The 18,429-nt window shown below is 40.7% G+C and carries 18 protein-coding genes; 14 read left to right on the plus strand and 4 right to left on the minus strand.

Going from position 1 to position 18,429, the window contains the following annotated elements:
- The 6 genes from Q9Q35_RS09680 to Q9Q35_RS09705 all read left to right on the plus strand — a co-directional run.
- On the plus strand, positions 1-566 hold a 566-nt coding region (locus Q9Q35_RS09680; protein ID WP_304653173.1), incomplete at its 5' end, for an aminotransferase class V-fold PLP-dependent enzyme.
- 17 nt (positions 567-583) lie between these two features.
- A complete protein-coding gene (locus Q9Q35_RS09685; RefSeq protein WP_304653174.1) occupies positions 584-922 on the plus strand; it encodes a DUF1831 domain-containing protein in 339 nt (112 codons plus the stop codon).
- 114 nt (positions 923-1,036) lie between these two features.
- Positions 1,037-2,179 carry a tRNA 2-thiouridine(34) synthase MnmA gene (gene mnmA, locus Q9Q35_RS09690; protein ID WP_304653188.1) on the plus strand — a complete coding sequence of 381 codons (1,143 nt, stop codon included), beginning with the start codon at positions 1,037-1,039 and terminating at the stop codon, positions 2,177-2,179.
- Between the two features lie 94 nt (positions 2,180-2,273).
- Complete coding sequence (locus tag Q9Q35_RS09695) at positions 2,274-2,927, plus strand: histidine phosphatase family protein (RefSeq protein ID WP_304653175.1); 654 nt, start codon at positions 2,274-2,276, stop codon at positions 2,925-2,927.
- 12 nt (positions 2,928-2,939) lie between these two features.
- On the plus strand, positions 2,940-3,599 hold the full coding sequence (locus tag Q9Q35_RS09700; protein WP_304653176.1) for a lipopolysaccharide assembly protein LapB: 660 nt from the start codon (positions 2,940-2,942) through the stop codon (positions 3,597-3,599).
- Between the two features lie 11 nt (positions 3,600-3,610).
- Positions 3,611-5,998, plus strand: a complete 2,388-nt coding sequence (locus Q9Q35_RS09705; RefSeq protein ID WP_304653177.1) for an ATP-dependent RecD-like DNA helicase — start codon at positions 3,611-3,613, stop codon at positions 5,996-5,998.
- A 101-nt stretch (positions 5,999-6,099) separates the two neighbouring features.
- Here the strand turns inward: Q9Q35_RS09705 and Q9Q35_RS09710 are convergent, their stop codons facing one another.
- The 3 genes from Q9Q35_RS09710 to Q9Q35_RS09720 all read right to left on the minus strand — a co-directional run bounded on the left by Q9Q35_RS09710 (position 6,100) and on the right by Q9Q35_RS09720 (position 9,186).
- On the minus strand, positions 6,100-7,086 hold the full coding sequence (locus tag Q9Q35_RS09710; RefSeq protein WP_304653178.1) for a diacylglycerol kinase family protein: 987 nt from the start codon (positions 7,084-7,086) through the stop codon (positions 6,100-6,102).
- A 207-nt stretch (positions 7,087-7,293) separates the two neighbouring features.
- Complete coding sequence (gene rnjA / locus Q9Q35_RS09715) at positions 7,294-8,970, minus strand: ribonuclease J1 (protein ID WP_089135086.1); 1,677 nt, start codon at positions 8,968-8,970, stop codon at positions 7,294-7,296.
- 3 nt (positions 8,971-8,973) lie between these two features.
- Complete coding sequence (locus Q9Q35_RS09720; protein WP_304653179.1) at positions 8,974-9,186, minus strand: DNA-directed RNA polymerase subunit epsilon; 213 nt, start codon at positions 9,184-9,186, stop codon at positions 8,974-8,976.
- A gap of 284 nt (positions 9,187-9,470) precedes the next feature.
- Here Q9Q35_RS09720 and Q9Q35_RS09725 point away from each other — a divergent pair, with 284 nt between their 5' ends.
- Positions 9,471-9,941, plus strand: a complete 471-nt coding sequence (locus Q9Q35_RS09725; RefSeq protein ID WP_304653180.1) for a P35 family lipoprotein — start codon at positions 9,471-9,473, stop codon at positions 9,939-9,941.
- Between the two features lie 73 nt (positions 9,942-10,014).
- Here the strand turns inward: Q9Q35_RS09725 and def are convergent, their stop codons facing one another.
- Entirely contained in the window at positions 10,015-10,569 is a 555-nt protein-coding gene (gene def, locus Q9Q35_RS09730) for a peptide deformylase (RefSeq protein ID WP_304653181.1), read from the minus strand.
- A 277-nt stretch (positions 10,570-10,846) separates the two neighbouring features.
- Between def and Q9Q35_RS09735 the strand changes: the two genes are divergently transcribed.
- From Q9Q35_RS09735 to Q9Q35_RS09765, 7 genes are all read left to right on the plus strand, one after another.
- Positions 10,847-11,749: a lactate dehydrogenase gene (locus Q9Q35_RS09735; RefSeq protein ID WP_304653182.1), complete on the plus strand. Its 903-nt coding sequence runs from the start codon at positions 10,847-10,849 to the stop codon at positions 11,747-11,749.
- A 17-nt stretch (positions 11,750-11,766) separates the two neighbouring features.
- Positions 11,767-12,057 (plus strand): UPF0223 family protein, encoded by a 291-nt coding sequence (locus Q9Q35_RS09740; RefSeq protein ID WP_304653183.1) that lies wholly within the window; start codon positions 11,767-11,769, stop codon positions 12,055-12,057.
- Positions 12,057-12,842, plus strand: coding sequence for an inositol monophosphatase family protein (locus Q9Q35_RS09745; protein ID WP_304653184.1), 786 nt, complete (start codon positions 12,057-12,059; stop codon positions 12,840-12,842). The genes Q9Q35_RS09740 and Q9Q35_RS09745 overlap by 1 nt, the downstream gene beginning before the upstream one ends.
- Positions 12,843-12,993: 151 nt before the next feature.
- On the plus strand, positions 12,994-14,835 hold the full coding sequence (typA, locus tag Q9Q35_RS09750) for a translational GTPase TypA (RefSeq protein WP_010688776.1): 1,842 nt from the start codon (positions 12,994-12,996) through the stop codon (positions 14,833-14,835).
- Positions 14,836-14,980: 145 nt separating this feature from the next.
- Positions 14,981-15,271: a DUF1507 family protein gene (locus Q9Q35_RS09755; RefSeq protein ID WP_304653185.1), complete on the plus strand. Its 291-nt coding sequence runs from the start codon at positions 14,981-14,983 to the stop codon at positions 15,269-15,271.
- Positions 15,268-16,470, plus strand: coding sequence for an FtsW/RodA/SpoVE family cell cycle protein (locus Q9Q35_RS09760; protein WP_304653186.1), 1,203 nt, complete (start codon positions 15,268-15,270; stop codon positions 16,468-16,470). Before Q9Q35_RS09755 ends, Q9Q35_RS09760 begins: the two co-directional genes overlap by 4 nt.
- A 42-nt stretch (positions 16,471-16,512) precedes the next feature.
- Positions 16,513-18,429, plus strand: a 1,917-nt coding sequence (locus Q9Q35_RS09765; RefSeq protein WP_304653187.1) for a pyruvate carboxylase, incomplete at its 3' end; no start/stop codon positions are given.

Here is an 18,429-nt window from a genome sequence, read left to right on the forward strand (position 1 = left end):
ATCTCATGTCAACTTCGGCTCATAAATTGAATGGACCAAAACAAATGGGCTTTTTATACGAACGTGAAGGCCTTGGGCTAGCACCCCATCTTATGGGGGGCGATCAAGAAATGAAAAGACGGGCTGGAACAGAAAATATCCCAGCGATCGTAGCTTTTGCAAAAGCGATCGAACTTGAACAAAACGCTCGTGCTGAATTGACAGCACGTTATCAAGGCTTTAAGCGTCAATTGGTGGATAAGCTAACTGAAAATGGCGTGGCCGTTAAGGTAAATGGTAAAATGGGGGCAGATGAACTCCCACAGATCATCAATCTGTGGTTTGAGGGATGCCAAAATGATGCGATGTTGACCAATTTAGATCTAGCAGGGATCTCAGCAGCTGCTGGTTCCGCTTGTACAGCTGGGTCTTTAGAACCTTCGCATGTTTTATCAGCAATGTATGGTAAGGACCCAGCACGAGTCAGTCAATCACTGCGATTTAGCTTTGGCAGGTACAATACTGCTGCTGAGATCGATGAATTGGTCGCTCAATTGACTAAGATCAGTCAACGTATCAAAAAATAAGTTAGAGGTGTGTAATTATGGCATATGGTACAACAGCTAAAATTTTAGGTGATACGACCACATATCAACTATCACCAAATGTTAAGAAGTATTCTTTACGTGATACGGGCTTTATTGAGACTAAAGGTGGTAAATTTCAATTAGAACGTTCGCTAGATCCAGCCTCACCATTTAAAGGCTTTAAGCTAAAGGTCGTTGTTTCTTCTGACCTAAAAAGCTTCAAAATGGTAACGACAACAGCTAATGGTTTAAAAGAAGTCAATATCTTCAAGGGAAAAGATGCAGCTATTAATCAAGAGCAATTGGAATATATCTTGGCAGATCTCGTGACGCGAAATGTTATCGAAAAAGCATAAAAATTTAATATAAAAAAGTAAGCAAACCTTGTCAAAGTTAGGAATAATCGTTATAATGGTAGCTACTGAATAAAACGACCTTCAAATCGTCTGGATTCAGAATCTAATGAAATGATGGTGAGTTCTTACATGCAAGATAATAGTAAGACAAGAGTTGTTGTGGGGATGAGTGGTGGCGTTGACTCGTCAGTTGTAGCTTATTTACTCAAGCAACAAGGTTATGATGTTGTCGGGGTTTTCATGAAAAACTGGGATGATAAAAACGATAGCGGAGTTTGTACCGCTACTGAAGACTACCAAGATGTAGCTAAGGTAGCCGATCAGATCGGGATCCCATATTACTCGGTCAACTTTGAAAAAGAATATTGGGATGGTGTTTTCACATACTTCTTAGATGAGTACAAGAAGGGTCGCACACCTAATCCTGATGTGATGTGTAACAAAGAGGTCAAATTCAAGGCTTTCTTGGATTATGCGATGGAATTAGATGCCGATTATATCGCAATGGGACACTATGCACAGTTGTCACGTGATGAAGATGGCACGGTGCACTTATTGCGAGGAGCTGATGAAAATAAAGATCAGACTTATTTCTTGAGTCAATTAACACAAAAAAATCTGCAAAAAGCAATGTTCCCGATCGGTGGCATGGATAAGGCAGAAGTGCGTAAGATCGCAGAAGAGGCTGGTCTAGCAACTGCTAAGAAGAAAGACTCAACGGGTGTTTGCTTTATCGGCGAACGTGATTTTAACAAATTTTTAAGCGAATTTTTACCAGCTAAGCCAGGTTTAATGAAGACTTTGGATGGTGAAGTAAAAGGTGAACACTTTGGCTTGATGAACTACACGATCGGTCAACGCCGTGGTCTAGGGATCGGTGGCGATGCTAAGAGTAATGAACCTTGGTTTGTTGTGGGTAAAGATCTAGCTACTAATACATTGTTAGTTGGACAAGGTTATCACAATGAATACCTATATGCGACAAGCTTAAAAGCAAGTGAATTAAGCTTTGTTGCGCCGATCGAGGATCGTGGTAATGAGTTCCATTGTACTGCGAAGTTCCGTTATCGCCAAAAAGATTCGGGTGTTACAGTTCGTTTTAACGATGATCGAACGGAGGTAGAAGTTATCTTTGATGAACCAGTTAGAGCGATCACACCAGGTCAGGAAGTTGTCTTTTATGATGGCGCTGAATGTTTAGGCAGTGGAACGATCGATCACGCTTATCAAAACGGCAAACAATTACAATACGTTTAGACATTTTAGGGACTGTAGCTTAAGGCTATGGTCCTTTTTTCTTTGGGCTAGGTATGCTAAAATTTAGACAATAGACATGGAAGAGGGATGGATTTTGACAAAGTTATTTTTTGTACGCCATGGAAAAACTGAATGGAATCTAGAAGGGCGTTATCAAGGGGCACATGGTGATTCACCATTATTACCTGAGAGTTATCGCGAGATCGAAGAATTGGCGACCTACTTAAATGATTTTAAATTTGCTAAGGTCTATTGTAGTCCGATCAAACGGGCTAGAGTGACTGCACAAAAACTAGTCGCTAATTTAAACCGACCGGTCAATTTAGAAGCTGATGTAGCTTTCCAAGAATTTGACTTAGGGAAGATGGAGGGAATGAAATTTACCGAGGTCGCAGAAAAATATCCGGCTGAACTCGACGGCTTTCGGCATCACCCGGATAAATACGACCCAAGTAAGATCGAAGGTGAAAGCTTTGAAGAGTTATTTGAAAGAATGACACCAAAGATCAAGGCGATCTGTGAACGTTATCCTAAAGACAATGTCATTGTTGTCAGTCATGGAGCTGCTTTATGTGCTGAGATCAGACATTTACTTGGTGTTTCTTTAGCCAAGATCCGCGCTAAAGGTGGATTGGCTAACACAAGCACCACGATCTTAGAGACTGAAGATGGCAAAAACTTTAAGTGTCTAGCTTGGAATAAGACAGATTATCTAAAAAAGAAACTTGATCCGACTGATATTGTGTAAGAAGGTGTAATGATGAAACGGGCTAAACAAGATGAAAAGATGCAACAAGTCATCCAAGAATTGATCGCCAAGATCGATGCTGATCCATACGATCAAGAGAGTTATTATGCTTTAGGAACAGCGTTAACTGAAGAAAAGAGCTTTTCCCAAGCAGAAGAACTTTTTAAAAAAGCACTCAATGCTTTGAGTGATCGGACAGAAAAAACAGAATTATTGCATTATGGGCTGGGCAATGTCTACTATGCAAGTGAACTTTACGATGAGGCGATCGCACAATTTAACTTGGTCCAAGATGGAAAATTACAAGCGGAAGCCTATACGATGTTGGCCCAAGCTTATTATGCGAAGTCTGACTATCAAAAGGCTTTAGTTTTTGCTTTGACAGCAAGTGAAAAGATAAGATCAGCTGCAATTTTGAGTTTGCTGGGCGATTGCTTTTTAGCCTTGGGGAATTTTGGACCAGCCAAGGACTATTATCAACAGGCCTTGCAATTAGAACCAAATGATACGCGGATCAATTTTCAATTGGGTGTGATCGCAGTCGTTGACGGTGCCGACCCAACAGCGTATTTTGACCGCGCCAAGCAAAGTGATCCTAAGCTCTATCAAACACTAAAGACACGTCTAAATGATGTAGAACAGACGATGCAGGCAACGACAAAGAAAAAATAAGGCGGTAGATGATGCAACAAGAGACACTGACACTATTTGATGAGGATAAAAATGAAGGTTATTTAGTCGCTGAAGTTCTAAATATCTTTTTTGAAGCACCAGCAAGTTTGTATAAAGTAGCACTTGTGGGCATCACCGAGACCGATCTTGATCTAGACAGTGAAGTGACGATCACAGGAAATTTTCCCGAGCTCATCGAAGGAACAAGTTACTATTTTAAGGGTAAGATCACAGAACATCCTAAATATGGGCGCCAAGTTCAAGTGTTCAGCTATAAGCCAGAGATCTTATCCTCAAAAGATGGTGTGATCGCGTATTTAGCTGGTGATCATTTTGAAGGGATCGGTAAGAAGACAGCTGAAAAAATCGTTTCTCAGTTGGGAGAAAATGCTGTAGATAAGCTTTTAAATGATCCAAAAGTTGCTGATGAGCTGGGGCTTAGTGCCAAGCAAAAAGAAAATTTATTAGCTGGGATCACGGCTGATAATGGGGCTGAACACACTTTGATCGGTTTGAGTACATTAGGTTTTTCCGAGAAAATGGCCGGTAAGCTATTTGAAAAATATCGTGAAAAGACTTTAGATGTTGTCCATGAAGATCCATATCAGCTCGTTTATGATATTGAAGGCTTTGGTTTTAATCGTGCTGATCAGCTGGCATTGAAACTAGGCGTGGCTGCGACAGCTGAAGTTCGCTTAGCAGCTGCGATCTTTGAAAGCATGGCACAATTGAGCTTATTTTTGGGAAATACTTATACGGATGGCCCTACATTATTAAAAGAGGCTTTGCGTTTATTGGAGAGTCGCCCTGACCCGATCGCCCCTGAATTATTAGCCGATCAGTTATTGAAAATGGGTGAAAAAGGTCAAGTGATCTCAGATGATGGTCGTATCTACTTGCGACGCTATTATGAGGCCGAATATACGATCGCTGAAGAGCTCAAGCGTTTGGTGACTAAAGCAAGTGATCAAGACGTAAATGATGATCAGATCGATGACTTTATTCAAGCGATCCAAAAAGATCTCCAGATAACGTATGGTCCTGATCAAAAAGCGGCCATCAAAGCGGCTGTTAAAGCCCCAGTCTTCTTACTGACGGGTGGACCTGGTACGGGGAAAACAACGATCATTATGGGGATCGTGCGGACTTTTGCTGCGCTACATGAGCTTGATCTATCAGATACGAGTCAAACGCCGATCCTCTTAGCGGCACCTACCGGAAGAGCCGCTAAGAAGATGAGTGAGGCTACTGGGCTACCAGCTTCAACGATCCATCGATTACTGGGATTGAATGGCCGAGAAGATGAATTACCTGAAGAGACAAAAGTGCTAGAAGGTAAATTATTGATCGTTGATGAAACTTCGATGGTCGATACTGTCTTGTTACAGCTACTATTAGAGAGTGTTCCCGAACAGATGCAAGTCATCTTTGTCGGTGACCGTAATCAGTTACCTTCAGTGGGCCCAGGCCAGGTCTTTTCTGATCTGTTAGCTAGCGAAACTTTACCGCAAAAAGAGCTCGCCAAGATCTATCGGCAAGGTGATGGGTCAACGATCATCCAATTGGCACATGCGGTCAAGGATGGGATCGTCCCACCTGATCTAATGCAAAAGACTAATGATCGTTCGTTTATTCCTTGTCATGCTGATCAAGTGAGTTCAGTGGTCAAACAAGTTGTCGTTGCAGCTTTAGCTAAGCAAAATAAGGATGATGATATTCAGATCTTAGCGCCTATGTATCGTGGGGCTGCCGGGATCACGAACTTGAATCAGACGCTACAGACACTCTTGAATCCTAAAAAAACACAACAAAAAGAAGTCAAGTTTGGAAATAACGTATTTCGGATCGGTGACCGTGTCTTACATTTAGTCAACGACCCAGAAAATAATATTTTTAATGGTGATATTGGGAAGATAGTCGGGATCGAGTTAAAAAAAGATCGCCCCAAAGACGACAAGGTGATCATCTCATTTGATGGTCAAGAAGTCGAGTTTGTCCGAAAAGATCTCATCAACTTGACACTAGCTTATTGTATGTCGATCCATAAGTCACAAGGTAGTGAATTTCCGATCGTGATCTTACCCATGGTCCAGCAGTATTCACGGATGTTTGCTCGAAATTTGCTTTATACAGCTTTAACACGGGCTAAGGAGAAACTTATCTTATTGGGTGAACCAGAAGCTTATGCCAAATGTATCCAGACATTATCTTTAAACCGTAAAACTACCCTTACAACACGTTTGTGGGAAGTTTTGGGCAAACCTAAGAGTTCCAGCGTTAAAGGAGTTAAAGTAGAAAGCACGCCGAAATTTATTTTAACACCAGCTTTGGTAAAAATGGGTGAGATCGACCCGATGATCGGAATGGATAATTTGACACCAACAGATTTTATGCGTTGACAATAGAAGGGTGAGCCAATATGTAAAGACGAGGATCCTACCATGATGCGTTTGCATCGCGGTAGGACCCTCGTTGTTGTATTGTCAATTGATAGCTATGTTTAACCACGTTTAGTAACAGGTACACCTTGGATATTGATCCAGAATGGATATTTGATCGTCCCAAAAAAGATATCATAGTACTTACTTCCAGCTTCTTCACCATCGATCTGACCGTATTCTAAAGAATTGATGATCAGATGGATATTTTTATCTTTGTAGTGATGAAGATAGGGGAGTTTAAGTTGTTTTTTGAAATAGATAGCGATACTCAGGGCTAAAAATTTAAAAAAGCCTAAATTATCAGCGATGATCAAGTCGAGCTGATGATCATTGATATCAGCTTCAGGGGATAGGATGATCCCATTTTCAAAATAAGGATGATTGGCAATATTGACTAAGCGAGCATGTTTGAAGAACTCATATTTATCACCGATCCTTAAAGTAACTGCAAAGGCTTCTTGATTTAGAAAAGCAGTAAAGACATTGATGAGATACGCCAAAAAGTTCAAATGAAGTTTTAGCAAGATCCTACGCAAACGCATATGTTTATGTACGTTTGCATTTAGGCTGATCGTATAAGCATCAAGACCGATCCCAAAATCATTTAAAAAGTATCCTTGCTCATTATGCGTCGTTTCTTGATATTCCCCAACATTATAATAGGTCGGTTCAGTTGTGGCTAAGATCTGGTCTAGAGCAACTAAAGGATCTGAAGCAATCCCGATCCCCTTGGCAAAACCATTATTATGACCGACAGGGATAAAAGCAAGTGGAACTTCCAAGGAAGCTTCGTGTTTGAGTGCATTGAGCGTCTCATTTAAAGTTCCGTCCCCACCCACGACTAAAACGACTTGGTCTTTGAGATTTTCCGCTTTTTGCTTGCCAAAATTTAAATGGACCAATTGTTTAGCATGGCCAACATGTGTTGTTTGATGCGCTTCATATTTAACTTGACGGGTAAGTAAAACTTGTTTGATTTGCTCCCAAACATCAGCAGCTTGACCATGATCAGCATTTGGATTAACAATAATAAAGAAAGTTTTCAAAACGAGCGGTGATATAAAATATGGACGTTACAGAATAACGAGAAAGATCATATATGTCCTTTCCTTTATTTTTGAACTAAGCAAAGCCTGATCCATATTAACTTTCTTCAGGCACTAGTAACTACTAAACAATTATAGCTAATATTTTAGCAAGCGACAAGCACAAAAAAACAAGCCAAAATCTACTCTTGGCTTGTTTTTTGGCATTTAAACTGTAACAAACATTGGTAAGATCATTGGATGACGCTCGGTTTGTTCGAAAAGGAACGTTTGGAGCTCAGCAATGATATTTTCACGCAACATTGCTTCAGTAACTTTTTCATTTTTCAAAGTCTGTCTGATCGTTCGATAAACGCGTTTACGTCCTTGTTTGATCAATTCACCAGATTCACGCATATAGATGAAACCGCGTGATAGTAGATCAGGTCCAGCTAAGATCTCACGTTTTTGCATATCGATCGTAGCGACCACAACGACAAGTCCTTCTTCTGAGAGGATCCGGCGATCGCGTAAGACGATATTACCGATATCACCGATCCCGGAACCATCGACATAGACGTCTTCAGCATTGAAATGGCCAGCATAACGGGCGGAATCTTTAGTCAAGGCCAAGACATCACCGTTTTCCAAGATAAAGGAGTTTTCGGTGGGAACATCACATTTTTCAGCTAATTCAGTATGGATCTTCAACATCCGATACTCACCGTGGACTGGCATGAAGAATTTAGGCTTCATCAAGCGAAGCATCAATTTTTGTTCTTCTTGACCACCGTGTCCAGAAGCATGGATATTATTGACCTTACCATGGATGACCGTTGCGCCAGCTTCTTCAAGTTCGTTGATGACTTTGTTGACGCTCAAAGTGTTACCTGGGATCGGCGAACTTGAAAAGACGACCGTATCACCTGGTTGGATCGCCACTTGGCGGTGAGTCCCATTAGCGATCCGGCTTAGAGCAGCCATGGGTTCACCTTGCGAACCGGTACATAAGATCATGACTTTATTAGCGGGTAAGCTATTGATCTCGCGTGCATCAACGATCGCATCATCAGGGATATCAAGGTAACCTAGTTCCCGTCCATTTACGATCGCTGCTTCCATACTACGACCAAAGACCGCGATCTTACGCCCTTTAGCGATCGCAGCAGCAGCAGCTTGTTGGATACGTGAGATATTTGAAGCAAAGGTCGCAAAGATGATCCGGCCTTCGACTTGTTCGAAGATCCGTTTGATCGATTTGCCGACCCAGCGTTCAGATTTAGTGAAGTTAGGGACTTCTGCATTAGTACTATCGGATAGTAAGCATAAAACGCCTTCTTCACCCAAGCGTGCCATTTTTTGAAGATTAGGGGCTTGGTTTGTGATCGGAGTTAGATCAAATTTATAGTCACCGGTGCAGACAACAGTACCAGAAGGGGTCTTGATCGCAACACCTAAGGTATCAGGGATCGAGTGTGTAGTTCTAAAGAAGGACACGCTCGTCTTTCTGAAACGTAGGACAGTATCTTCATTGATCTCATGCAATTCAGTTGAGTTCAATAGACCATGCTCTTCCAGTTTGCTCTTGATCAAGGCAAGGGCTAATGGACCAGCATAGATCGGAACATTTACCTGTTTTAAAAGGTAAGGGATACCGCCGATATGGTCCTCGTGACCGTGTGTAATGACTAAAGCTTTGATTTTTTGCTGATTTGCGACGAGATATTGATAGTCGGGGATGACGTAATCGATCCCTAAAAGGTCATCTTCAGGGAATTTGATGCCGGCATCGACGACGATGATCTCGTCTTGAAATTGGATACCATAAGTATTTTTCCCAATTTCTCCCAGACCACCGAGTGCAAAAACGGCAGTCTCGTTATTTTTAACATTTAGTTTTTTCATCTTTTAAAACTCCGTAAGTTTAAAAGCTGGACTTTCCTTTTCGTATTCTAAAGCTGCGTCGCTCAATTCTTCGATAAATTCAACATTGTATTTCGTATTTGATTCTACTAAAACGCGTGCTTCTGGTTCTGAGTCAGCTTCTAAATATAAAGATTCCGTGTTTTCACGGCGTGGATTGATTTTTTTTGTTGGTTGATAATATACTTTAAAGATCATTAATGATTCTCCTTTTATAAAATTAATTATAGTTATTTGCACTTAGATAAAAGTTCAAATCAGCAAAAATAAACTTCCGAACAGGGATTGTTTACACAATAATTAAACCTATTTTACCATAGTTTACAAACTAAGTATATAAAGTTGATCAAACACGTCAGATGAAAGACCAAACAAGGTCACAGCTAAGATAAAGGCTAAGATACTTTTAAGTTTAGGTGTCCAATAATGCTAGTTTGTCTAAATTTGGTATATAATCAAAGAGTGAACAAGTAGGTGAAGTTATGGAATTTTTATATTTGATCATTGGAGTGGTCATTATCGGAACATTAGCCTTTATTTTTCAGCGATATCGCCGAAAGAAAGCTTTAAAATTGATCCAGCTCGACAGTCAAAAACTGACAGATTCGGCAATGGAGGAAAGTTTAACAAATTTAAAGCTGTTAAATGAAAGTTTAGCGGATTCAACTTTGATCTCAGATGTTTGGGGCAAGGGAGTCATGGCTTTTGAGTATCAACTTGAAGTTAAAAATTTAACTATTGCTGATCTAAATGATCTAAAAAAACAGCTCGAACGACAACTAGCAGTGCAAGCTAAAGCGCAAGGGATCAAGGGATATCAGCAAAATAGAGCTTTTGTGGTCTCCGATATCTGGTTGAAAGATGATATCTTGCACATTGACGTTTCATATCTAGTTAATAAGGCGACTGTTGAATATGTCAATGATATGAATACATTAGAACAAAATAACTAAAGAGGCTGTAAATAACGAGGGACCCCAACATGATGTAAAAACATGTTGGGGTCCTTGGCATTCACAGTCTTTTTTAAAGTAAGATCAAGTCTTTGGAGGCAGCAAATGGATTTTCTTTATTGATGTGATCAAAGAACAAGATACCATTCAAGTGGTCGATCTCGTGTTGAACTACGATCGCAACATAGTCTCGTAAGCGTTCAACGTGCTCGTTACCATCTAGATCATACCAGCGCAATTTGATCCGAGCATGGCGTGGAACATAGCCTGGGATCTCACGGTCAACAGAAAGGCACCCTTCACCTTCTGTTAGAGCAGCCATTTGAACTGATTCGCTCAAGATCGTTGGATTGATCAAAATGTGCTTAAAAAGCGGTTCTTGACCTTCTTCACCAGGAACTAGGACCGCGGTCATCCGTTTAGATATATCGATCTGAGGTGCTGCTAATCCAACACCGGCGCGGAGGTTATACTTTTCTGCGATCTCAGGTTCTTGACTGTTTTCCAAAAATTCCATCATTTTTTGAGCGGTTTGCTTTTCTTCATCGGTCAATGGAAACGTAAATTTTTCTGCTCGTGCCCGCAAAGTTGGGTGCCCTTCGCGGATAATATCATGCATAGTGATCAAAAATAATCATCCCTTCATTTGTCATCTACCTTGATTTTAGCACATTTTAGGAAAAAGTTTTCAGCTTTTTAGCGTAACGTTTTCGTGACAATACCATGATAGCTGTTACATTATTGTTAGATAAGGCTAGAAATTATTGTGCTATAATTAAAGAGAATTTTAATTGTTTGCGAAAGTACGTTTGCGTTTTGACATTAAAAGAGATATACTTTTACTTTTGTATCGTGGCGGTTCAAAAGAGATAGCATTTCGGCAAGATGAAAAGTGGGGGATTCAAATGGATAATAATATAATGATTTGTGGGGAAAACCCTGAACTGCAGTTATTTTTACAGACATGTATCTTACACGATGAGCATTTAAAATGTTTTTGGTTTCAGATCAATGAAACATCTACTGCACAAGTTGTTTCATTAGTCGAAAGTTCAGATTTTGCTGATAATTTTAGATTGGAAGCAACTGCACACCCAAAATGGGATGAATTACAGCTGATCTTATTGGGAACACCCCCTAAAGATTATGTTGAGGCTGAGGGAGAAAATGCGCAACGTCGCTGGGTCCAACTGGTGATCAATCAAGCAATGGCTAATGGTTTTAGGGGTAAGATCTGTGTGGTCTTGCCCCATGATCATTTGTGGGTCTATTCTGCCTTGCGCTTTTCAGGTTTACCCGCTAATAATGTCTTCGGTTTAGGCACGATGGGGCTTTCTGAAACAGTTGCCCGCTTGTTGGGCGAACGGTTGGATATTGGGAGCGATCCGATCTACGCTAATGTTATCGGAACGCAAGACGAGGCTTTTATCGCTTGGAGTCGCGCACAGATCGCAGGTAATTCGGTGTTAGGGATCGTTGCACAAGATAATAGTTTATTTGGGCAGACAAAATTAGACGAGATCGCTAAAGATTACCAAGCTAAAGCGCTACAAGCAAAGCAAGTCGTAACAGTTTTGTGTTTACAACGGATCTGTCGAGCATTGTTTTTCAATCACCCGATCTTAGTCCCCTTGACCCATGAGATCGAATTTGCTAAGCAAAAGATCGCGGTCAGTGAACCTGTTGTTTTATCGAAACAGGGAGTAGCTGTTTTGACAAAATTGACGCTCTCAGAAGAAGAAACGACACAGTATATGGAAGTAAAGCAAAACGTTTTAGCTGAATTAGAAAATTTACGTAAACAATGATAAAGGTGAGGTTTAAGATGAAGATCAGTGAAAATTTTGAATACCCACTATTACCTGAGTGGACGACCGCAGAGATCATTACTGCAAGTGAATTTTACGAAGCAGTTGAGAAAGTTTATACTACTGGGATCGAGCGCGAAGAGTTTTTAGCTAAGCATAAAAAATTTTTGCAAATGGAGCCAGCGATCATGACTCAAAAACAACTTGATCGAGATTTTGAGCAAGCTTCAGGGATCAGTATTTACAAAGCAGTTAAGCTGGCTAAGACAACGACTGGAAAACGAGTAAAATTTAAAGAAAAGAGTTGATGGTGGTGACTGATTGGAAAAAGATCAATGCTAGTGTGCAAGATTGGTTCAAAGAAGTTCGGTGTCAGTTGCTTGCTGGCTGTGAGAAAGAACTACAAGTTGCAAAAAAAAGTGGACGCACCGATCTAGTAACTAATATCGATAAGCAAGTTGAAAAATATTTAGTCACTCAGATCAAGCAGACTTTTCCTAATTCGCGTGTTTTAGGCGAAGAAGGTGATCATGACCAAGATCTAGCAACCTACCAAGGCTTAGTTTGGATCATTGACCCGTTGGATGGAACATTGAATTTTGTGAAACAAAAAGACCATTTTGCAAGTATGCTAGCAGTTTATGAAAACGGCCATGAAAAATTGGGCTATATTCTCGATGTGATCAACGATAAACTCTATTGGGGCGGACCAGAAAGTGGCGTTTTTTGCAATACTGATCGATTGCCACAAGTGCCTGATCTTTCCCTTGAGCAAGGATTATTCGATGTCAGTGGTCGGATGCTAGTTCATAATTACCGCAATATTGCGCAAGTTGCAAAAAAAAGTATGGGGATCCGAGTCTATGGCAGTGCGGGGATCGGTTTTATCCATGTTTTGACCGGTAAAACGATAGGCTATTGCTCCCATCTTCATCCTTGGGATCATGCAGCCGGAAAGATATTGGCAAAAGCGCATGGTTTAAGCGTAAAAAGCATTGACGATAGTGAATTAGATGTGCTATCATCAAATGATGTATTAGTAGCGACGAAAAATGCTAAGAACGATATTATCAAGCTGATGCGTAAGCGTTAGCTTGAAACTGTGGCACTAAGTCACAGTTTTTTTATGTGGGTTCTTGAAAATGAGATAATTTTTTCATGACATTCAAAGTCGATAGGCCGTTAGGGTTATTGAATTGAAGGGGCATTTCTCAAGCAGTAGATTTTGAAAGGAAGAAACAACTTTGAAAACACGTGATGATATTCGTAATGTTGCGATCATTGCCCACGTTGACCATGGTAAGACAACATTAGTTAACGAATTATTGAAACAATCAGATACGCTTGATGAACACACCGACATCGGCGATCGTGCGATGGACTCAAATGATATTGAAAAGGAACGTGGGATCACGATCCTTTCCAAAAACACAGCGGTAAAATATAACGGTAAACAGATCAACATCTTAGATACACCAGGACACGCCGACTTTGGTGGGGAAGTGGAACGTATCATGAAAATGGTCGATGGTGTTTTACTTATCGTGGATGCGTTTGAAGGAACGATGCCACAAACACGTTTCGTGTTGAAAAAAGCTTTAGAACAACACTTGACACCAGTAGTCGTGATCAATAAGATCGACCGTCCAGGTGCTCGCCCAGAAGAAGTTGTTGATGAAGTGTTAGATCTCTTTATCGAACTTGGTGCTGATGAAGAACAACTTGAATTCCCAGTTATCTATGCATCTGCGATGAACGGGACATCTTCTTTTGACTCTGACCCAGCTAAACAAGAACACACAATGGATCCGATCTTCAACACGATCTTAGATGCTATTCCAGCTCCAAAAGATAATGCTGATGAACCATTGCAATTCCAAGTTGCAATGCTTGACTACGATGATTTCGTAGGTCGTATCGGTATTGGTCGTGTCTTCCGCGGTAAGATCAAAGTGGGTGATCAAGTTACAGTTATGAAGCTTGATGGTACACAAAAGAACTTCCGTGTAACTAAACTCTTTGGTTTCTTTGGCTTGAAACGGCTTGAGATCCAAGAAGCTAAAGCAGGTGACTTGATCGCTGTTTCAGGGATGGATGATATCTTCGTTGGGGAAACAGTTTGCCCAGCTGATCATCCTGAAGCATTGCCATTATTGCGGATCGACCCACCTACATTGCAAATGACTTTTATGACAAATGATTCTCCATTTGTTGGTCGTGATGGTGACAAAGTTACTGCACGTAAATTAGAAGATCGTTTGAAGATGCAATTGCACACGGACGTTTCTTTGAAGGTCGAAGATACTGATTCTCCAGATGCATGGACTGTTTCTGGTCGTGGGGAGTTACACTTGTCGATCTTGATCGAAATGTTACGCCGTGAAGGTTTTGAATTGGCTGTATCTCGTCCTAAGGTTATTTACCGTGAGATCGATGGCCAATTATGTGAACCATTTGAAAGTGTGATCATCGATACACCTGATGAATACTCCGGTTCTGTTATCGACTCAATGGCTCAACGTAAAGGTGAAATGTTGAACATGGAAACTGGTTTGAATGGTCAAACACGTTTGGTATTCTCAACTCCAACACGTGGTTTGATCGGTTATGATTCCCAATTTCTTTCCATGACACGTGGTTATGGTATCTTAAACCACACATTTGCTGAATACAAACCAGTCATTCGCAACTGGGAACCTGGTCGTCGTAACGGTGCTTTGGTTTCGATCAACCAAGGTAAAGCAACGACTTATGCGATCATGGGGGTCGAAGGTCGTGGTACGATCTACGTTGATCCAGGTACAGAAGTTTATGAAGGGATGATCGTAGGTCAATCTTCACGTGAACGTGATATCTCAGTTAATATCACTAAGGGTAAGAACATGACCAACGTCCGTTCTTCTAACAAGGACCAAACAGCAACGATCAAGAAACCAACACATTTGACATTGGAAGAATCGCTTGAATTCTTGAATGAAGATGAATTGTTGGAGATCACGCCAGAAAACATTCGTTTACGCAAACGTATCTTAGAAACAAATGCGCGTGAAAAAGCAGCTAAAAAAGCAGCTAAAGCAACACAATAATAGTTATGCTAAACCACAAGTGTGATCTCAATTGCACTTGTGGTTTTTTAGTAATTTTGTAAATATTTTTAAGTGTTACAGTTGAACAGACATATTCGATCGGTTTTATGATATAATTGCGGAAGTATGAGAGGAGATCAAGTTGATGGAAAACTTTATTTCAAAACAACAGGCTTTAGCTGTTTTGCAACAAGATGCGGCTGAGATCTGTGACCTATTAGGCAAGCAAAGTAATATTTTGTGTCGGACGGATTGTCCTGCTTTTGAAGAGGTTGCAGATACAAGGATCTACGGCTTTTCTTGTGAAGTCAAGTTTTTGATACGGAGTGGTTTATTGACCACTTCGGAGGGGCATCAGCTGGTAAAAGAACTTGAAGAAAAATTAGGTAATATCCAAGCAAGGGTGACACCAGACGTTGGAGTGGAATGGGAATGAAGACAAAGTTTTTAAATAAACTAAAATATTTTGATTATGGCTTATTTATACCTTTTCTAATTTTATGCTTGATCGGGATCGTGATGGTTTATTCGGCTAGTTCGATCAATCTATCATATTTGACCGGAAAAACGATGCAGTATTTTATCCGTCAATCGATCTATGTGATCATTGGGATCAGTTTGACAGTACTATTTGCGCAAACTAACCCACGTTGGTGGCGTCGACCGCGGATGTTATTTTTTGGCTGGGTCTTTTTAATGGGACTCTTGTTCTATGCTAAGTTCTTTACTTCAGCTATCAATGGGGCAAATGGCTGGATCAATTTAAAAGTGATCAGTATCCAGCCTTCTGAAATTTGTAAACTATACTTAGTGATGTTTTTAGCTAATCTTTTTGCTAATTACACAGCCAAAGGTAAGAATGTCTTTTGTAAAAGAATGAGAAGCAAGTTTATCACAAAGGAACTATTTCTCTTTTTGATGGTCGCATCGATGTTGGGACTGATCGTATACGCACCTGACTTTGGTGGCTTTGGGATCAGTTTTGCGATCGTTATCGTGATGTATTTAGCTTATGCTGATCTAAACTACAAAATGAGCACTTGGATCATTGTCTTAGGGACTACGCTTCTAGGGATCAGTGCTTATCTTTTGCAGTTTACGACTATTTTTAGTAACACAAAACTCGGTTATATCATACAACGTTTTTTGGCAGTGTTTGATCCATTTAAATATGCTAATTCGAGTGGTAAACAGTTGGTAAATTCATTTTATGCTGTCAGCAATGGTGGTTTGATCGGGCGCGGGCTCGGTGAAAGTATCCAAAAAAGAGGCTACCTTCCTGAACCGTATACCGATTTTATTCTCTCTGTGATCGCTGAAGAATTAGGTGTGTTGGGAGTGGTCGTTGTGCTGTGTTTATTGGCTTGGATCATTTTAAGGATCTTTTTGATCGGTATTCGATCAAAGAGCGTCTATGCGATGTATTTTTGTTATGGTATAGGGACTTTTTTTGCTGTTGAGACCTTCTTTAATGTTGGTGGAGCGATCGGCTTGCTACCGATCACCGGTGTTACATTGCCATTTATCTCTTATGGGGGCTCAAGTATGATCGTTTTAACGATCGCTTTGGGTATGGTGATGAATATTTCAGCGACGCAAAAACGGGGTCTTGAAGTAGAAGTTTTTGGTAAGTAAGTCTGTAGGAGATGGAATAATTTAGGAAAGTGGTGTTTATTGATGAAAAAGATTTTAATTGCTAACCGTGGCGAGATCGCGATTCGGATCATTCGAGCGTGTCATGAACTTAATTTACAAACAGTTGCGATCTATGCTAAAGAAGATGAGTATGGAGTCCATCGTTTCAGAGCTGATGAATCCTATCTTGTTGGAGCTGGAAAAAAACCGATCGAAGCTTATCTGGATATGGATGATATCATCCGGATCGCCAAAATGACAGGAGCCGATGGGATCCACCCTGGATATGGTTTTCTTTCTGAAAATGAAGAATTTGCCCAAAAATGTGAAGATGCCGGGATCACATTTATTGGACCAACAGTTAAGCAATTACAAATGTTTGGTGATAAGATCGAAGCTAAAGAAGTGGCACATGCTGCTGGATTAGAGACGATCCCAGGGACTGAAGAGCCAGTCAGATCGATCACTCAAGTCCGTGACTTTGCCGATCAACATGGTTATCCGATCATGGTCAAAGCTGCTTTAGGTGGCGGGGGTCGTGGGATGCGGATCGTCTATTCTGAAGATGAATTAGAAGAAGCTTACAATCGTGCGCGCAGTGAAGCCATGCAATCTTTTGGCGATGATGAGCTTTATGTCGAAAAATACCTACAAAATCCTAAGCATATCGAAGTACAGATCTTGGGGGACAAATATGGCAATATCCTGCATTTGTTTGAACGTGATTGTTCTGTGCAACGTCGTCATCAAAAGGTGATCGAATTTGCGCCAAGTATCACCTTAGATGATAAACGTCGGCAAGAGATCTGTGAGGCAGCCGTTCGCTTAGCTAAAAGTGTCAACTATCAAAATGCTGGAACAGTCGAATTCTTAGTTACAGATGATAAATTTTATTTCATCGAAGTCAATCCTCGTGTCCAAGTAGAACACACGGTCACTGAAATGATCACTGAGATCGATATCGTTCAATCCCAGATCTTGATCGCTGCGGGTAAAGATCTCTTTAAAGATCTACACCTGCCACAACAAAAAGATCTTAAATATCATGGCTGTGCGATCCAATGTCGGATCACGACCGAAGATCCTGAAAATAATTTCATGCCAGATACAGGTAAGATCGAAACGTATCGTTCACCAGGTGGTTTTGGTGTGCGGTTAGATGGTGGAAACGCTTATGCTGGTGCCGTCGTGACCCCATTTTACGATTCATTGTTGGTAAAGACATGTGTGCAAGCACGGACTTTTAATGAAGCTGTAGCTAAAATGGATCGAGTCTTACGTGAATTCAAGATCCGTGGAGTTAAGACTAATATTGATTTCATGCGTAAAGTTATCAATAATGAGGTCTTCAAAGCAGGTGCTGCTAACACGACTTTCATCGATCAAACACCTAGCTTATTTGAGTTTGAACGTAAACCTAATACGGTCAACCAGTTGCTCAAATATATCGGGGATGTAACAGTCAATGGGTTCCCGGGAGTTAAGCAACAAAAGAAGATCTTTGTACCAGATATCAAGTTAAAAGATACTTTTGCACCAAGTGATGACATCAATGCTAAAAAAGTCTTTGATGATTTAGGGGCTGAGGCAACGATGAAATGGGTCAAAGATCAAAAAGAAGTTCTTTTGACCGATACTTCAATGCGTGATGCTCACCAAAGTTTGTTTGCAACACGGATGCGGACTAAAGATATGGCCCCAGTGATCGAAGTTTACGATAAGGCTTTGCCAAATGTCTTTTCCGCTGAAGTTTGGGGGGGAGCGACTTTTGATGTAGCTTATCGCTTCTTGAATGAAGATCCATGGTTACGTTTGAGGTTCATGCGTGAAAAAATGCCACATACGCTCTTGCAAATGCTTTTACGTGGATCAAATGCAGTTGGTTATCAAAACTACCCAGATAACGTCTTAAAAGCATTTATCGATAAGAGTGCAGCTAATGGGGTCGATGTTTTTAGG

Source organism: uncultured Ligilactobacillus sp., assembly GCF_948826705.1.
Classification (GTDB): domain Bacteria; phylum Bacillota; class Bacilli; order Lactobacillales; family Lactobacillaceae; genus Ligilactobacillus.

Coding starts and splice junctions, on each gene's coding strand:
- Q9Q35_RS09725 (WP_304653180.1), top strand. CDS start 9,471: ATGGAATTTTTATATTTGATCATTGGAGTGGTCATTATCGGAACATTA.
- mnmA (WP_304653188.1), top strand. CDS start 1,037: ATGGTGAGTTCTTACATGCAAGATAATAGTAAGACAAGAGTTGTTGTG.
- Q9Q35_RS09755 (WP_304653185.1), top strand. CDS start 14,981: ATGGAAAACTTTATTTCAAAACAACAGGCTTTAGCTGTTTTGCAACAA.
- Q9Q35_RS09705 (WP_304653177.1), top strand. CDS start 3,611: ATGCAACAAGAGACACTGACACTATTTGATGAGGATAAAAATGAAGGT.
- Q9Q35_RS09760 (WP_304653186.1), top strand. CDS start 15,268: ATGAAGACAAAGTTTTTAAATAAACTAAAATATTTTGATTATGGCTTA.
- rnjA (WP_089135086.1), bottom strand. CDS start 8,970: ATGAAAAAACTAAATGTTAAAAATAACGAGACTGCCGTTTTTGCACTC.
- Q9Q35_RS09740 (WP_304653183.1), top strand. CDS start 11,767: ATGAAGATCAGTGAAAATTTTGAATACCCACTATTACCTGAGTGGACG.
- Q9Q35_RS09685 (WP_304653174.1), top strand. CDS start 584: ATGGCATATGGTACAACAGCTAAAATTTTAGGTGATACGACCACATAT.
- Q9Q35_RS09745 (WP_304653184.1), top strand. CDS start 12,057: ATGGTGGTGACTGATTGGAAAAAGATCAATGCTAGTGTGCAAGATTGG.
- Q9Q35_RS09720 (WP_304653179.1), bottom strand. CDS start 9,186: ATGATCTTTAAAGTATATTATCAACCAACAAAAAAAATCAATCCACGC.
- Q9Q35_RS09735 (WP_304653182.1), top strand. CDS start 10,847: ATGGATAATAATATAATGATTTGTGGGGAAAACCCTGAACTGCAGTTA.
- Q9Q35_RS09700 (WP_304653176.1), top strand. CDS start 2,940: ATGAAACGGGCTAAACAAGATGAAAAGATGCAACAAGTCATCCAAGAA.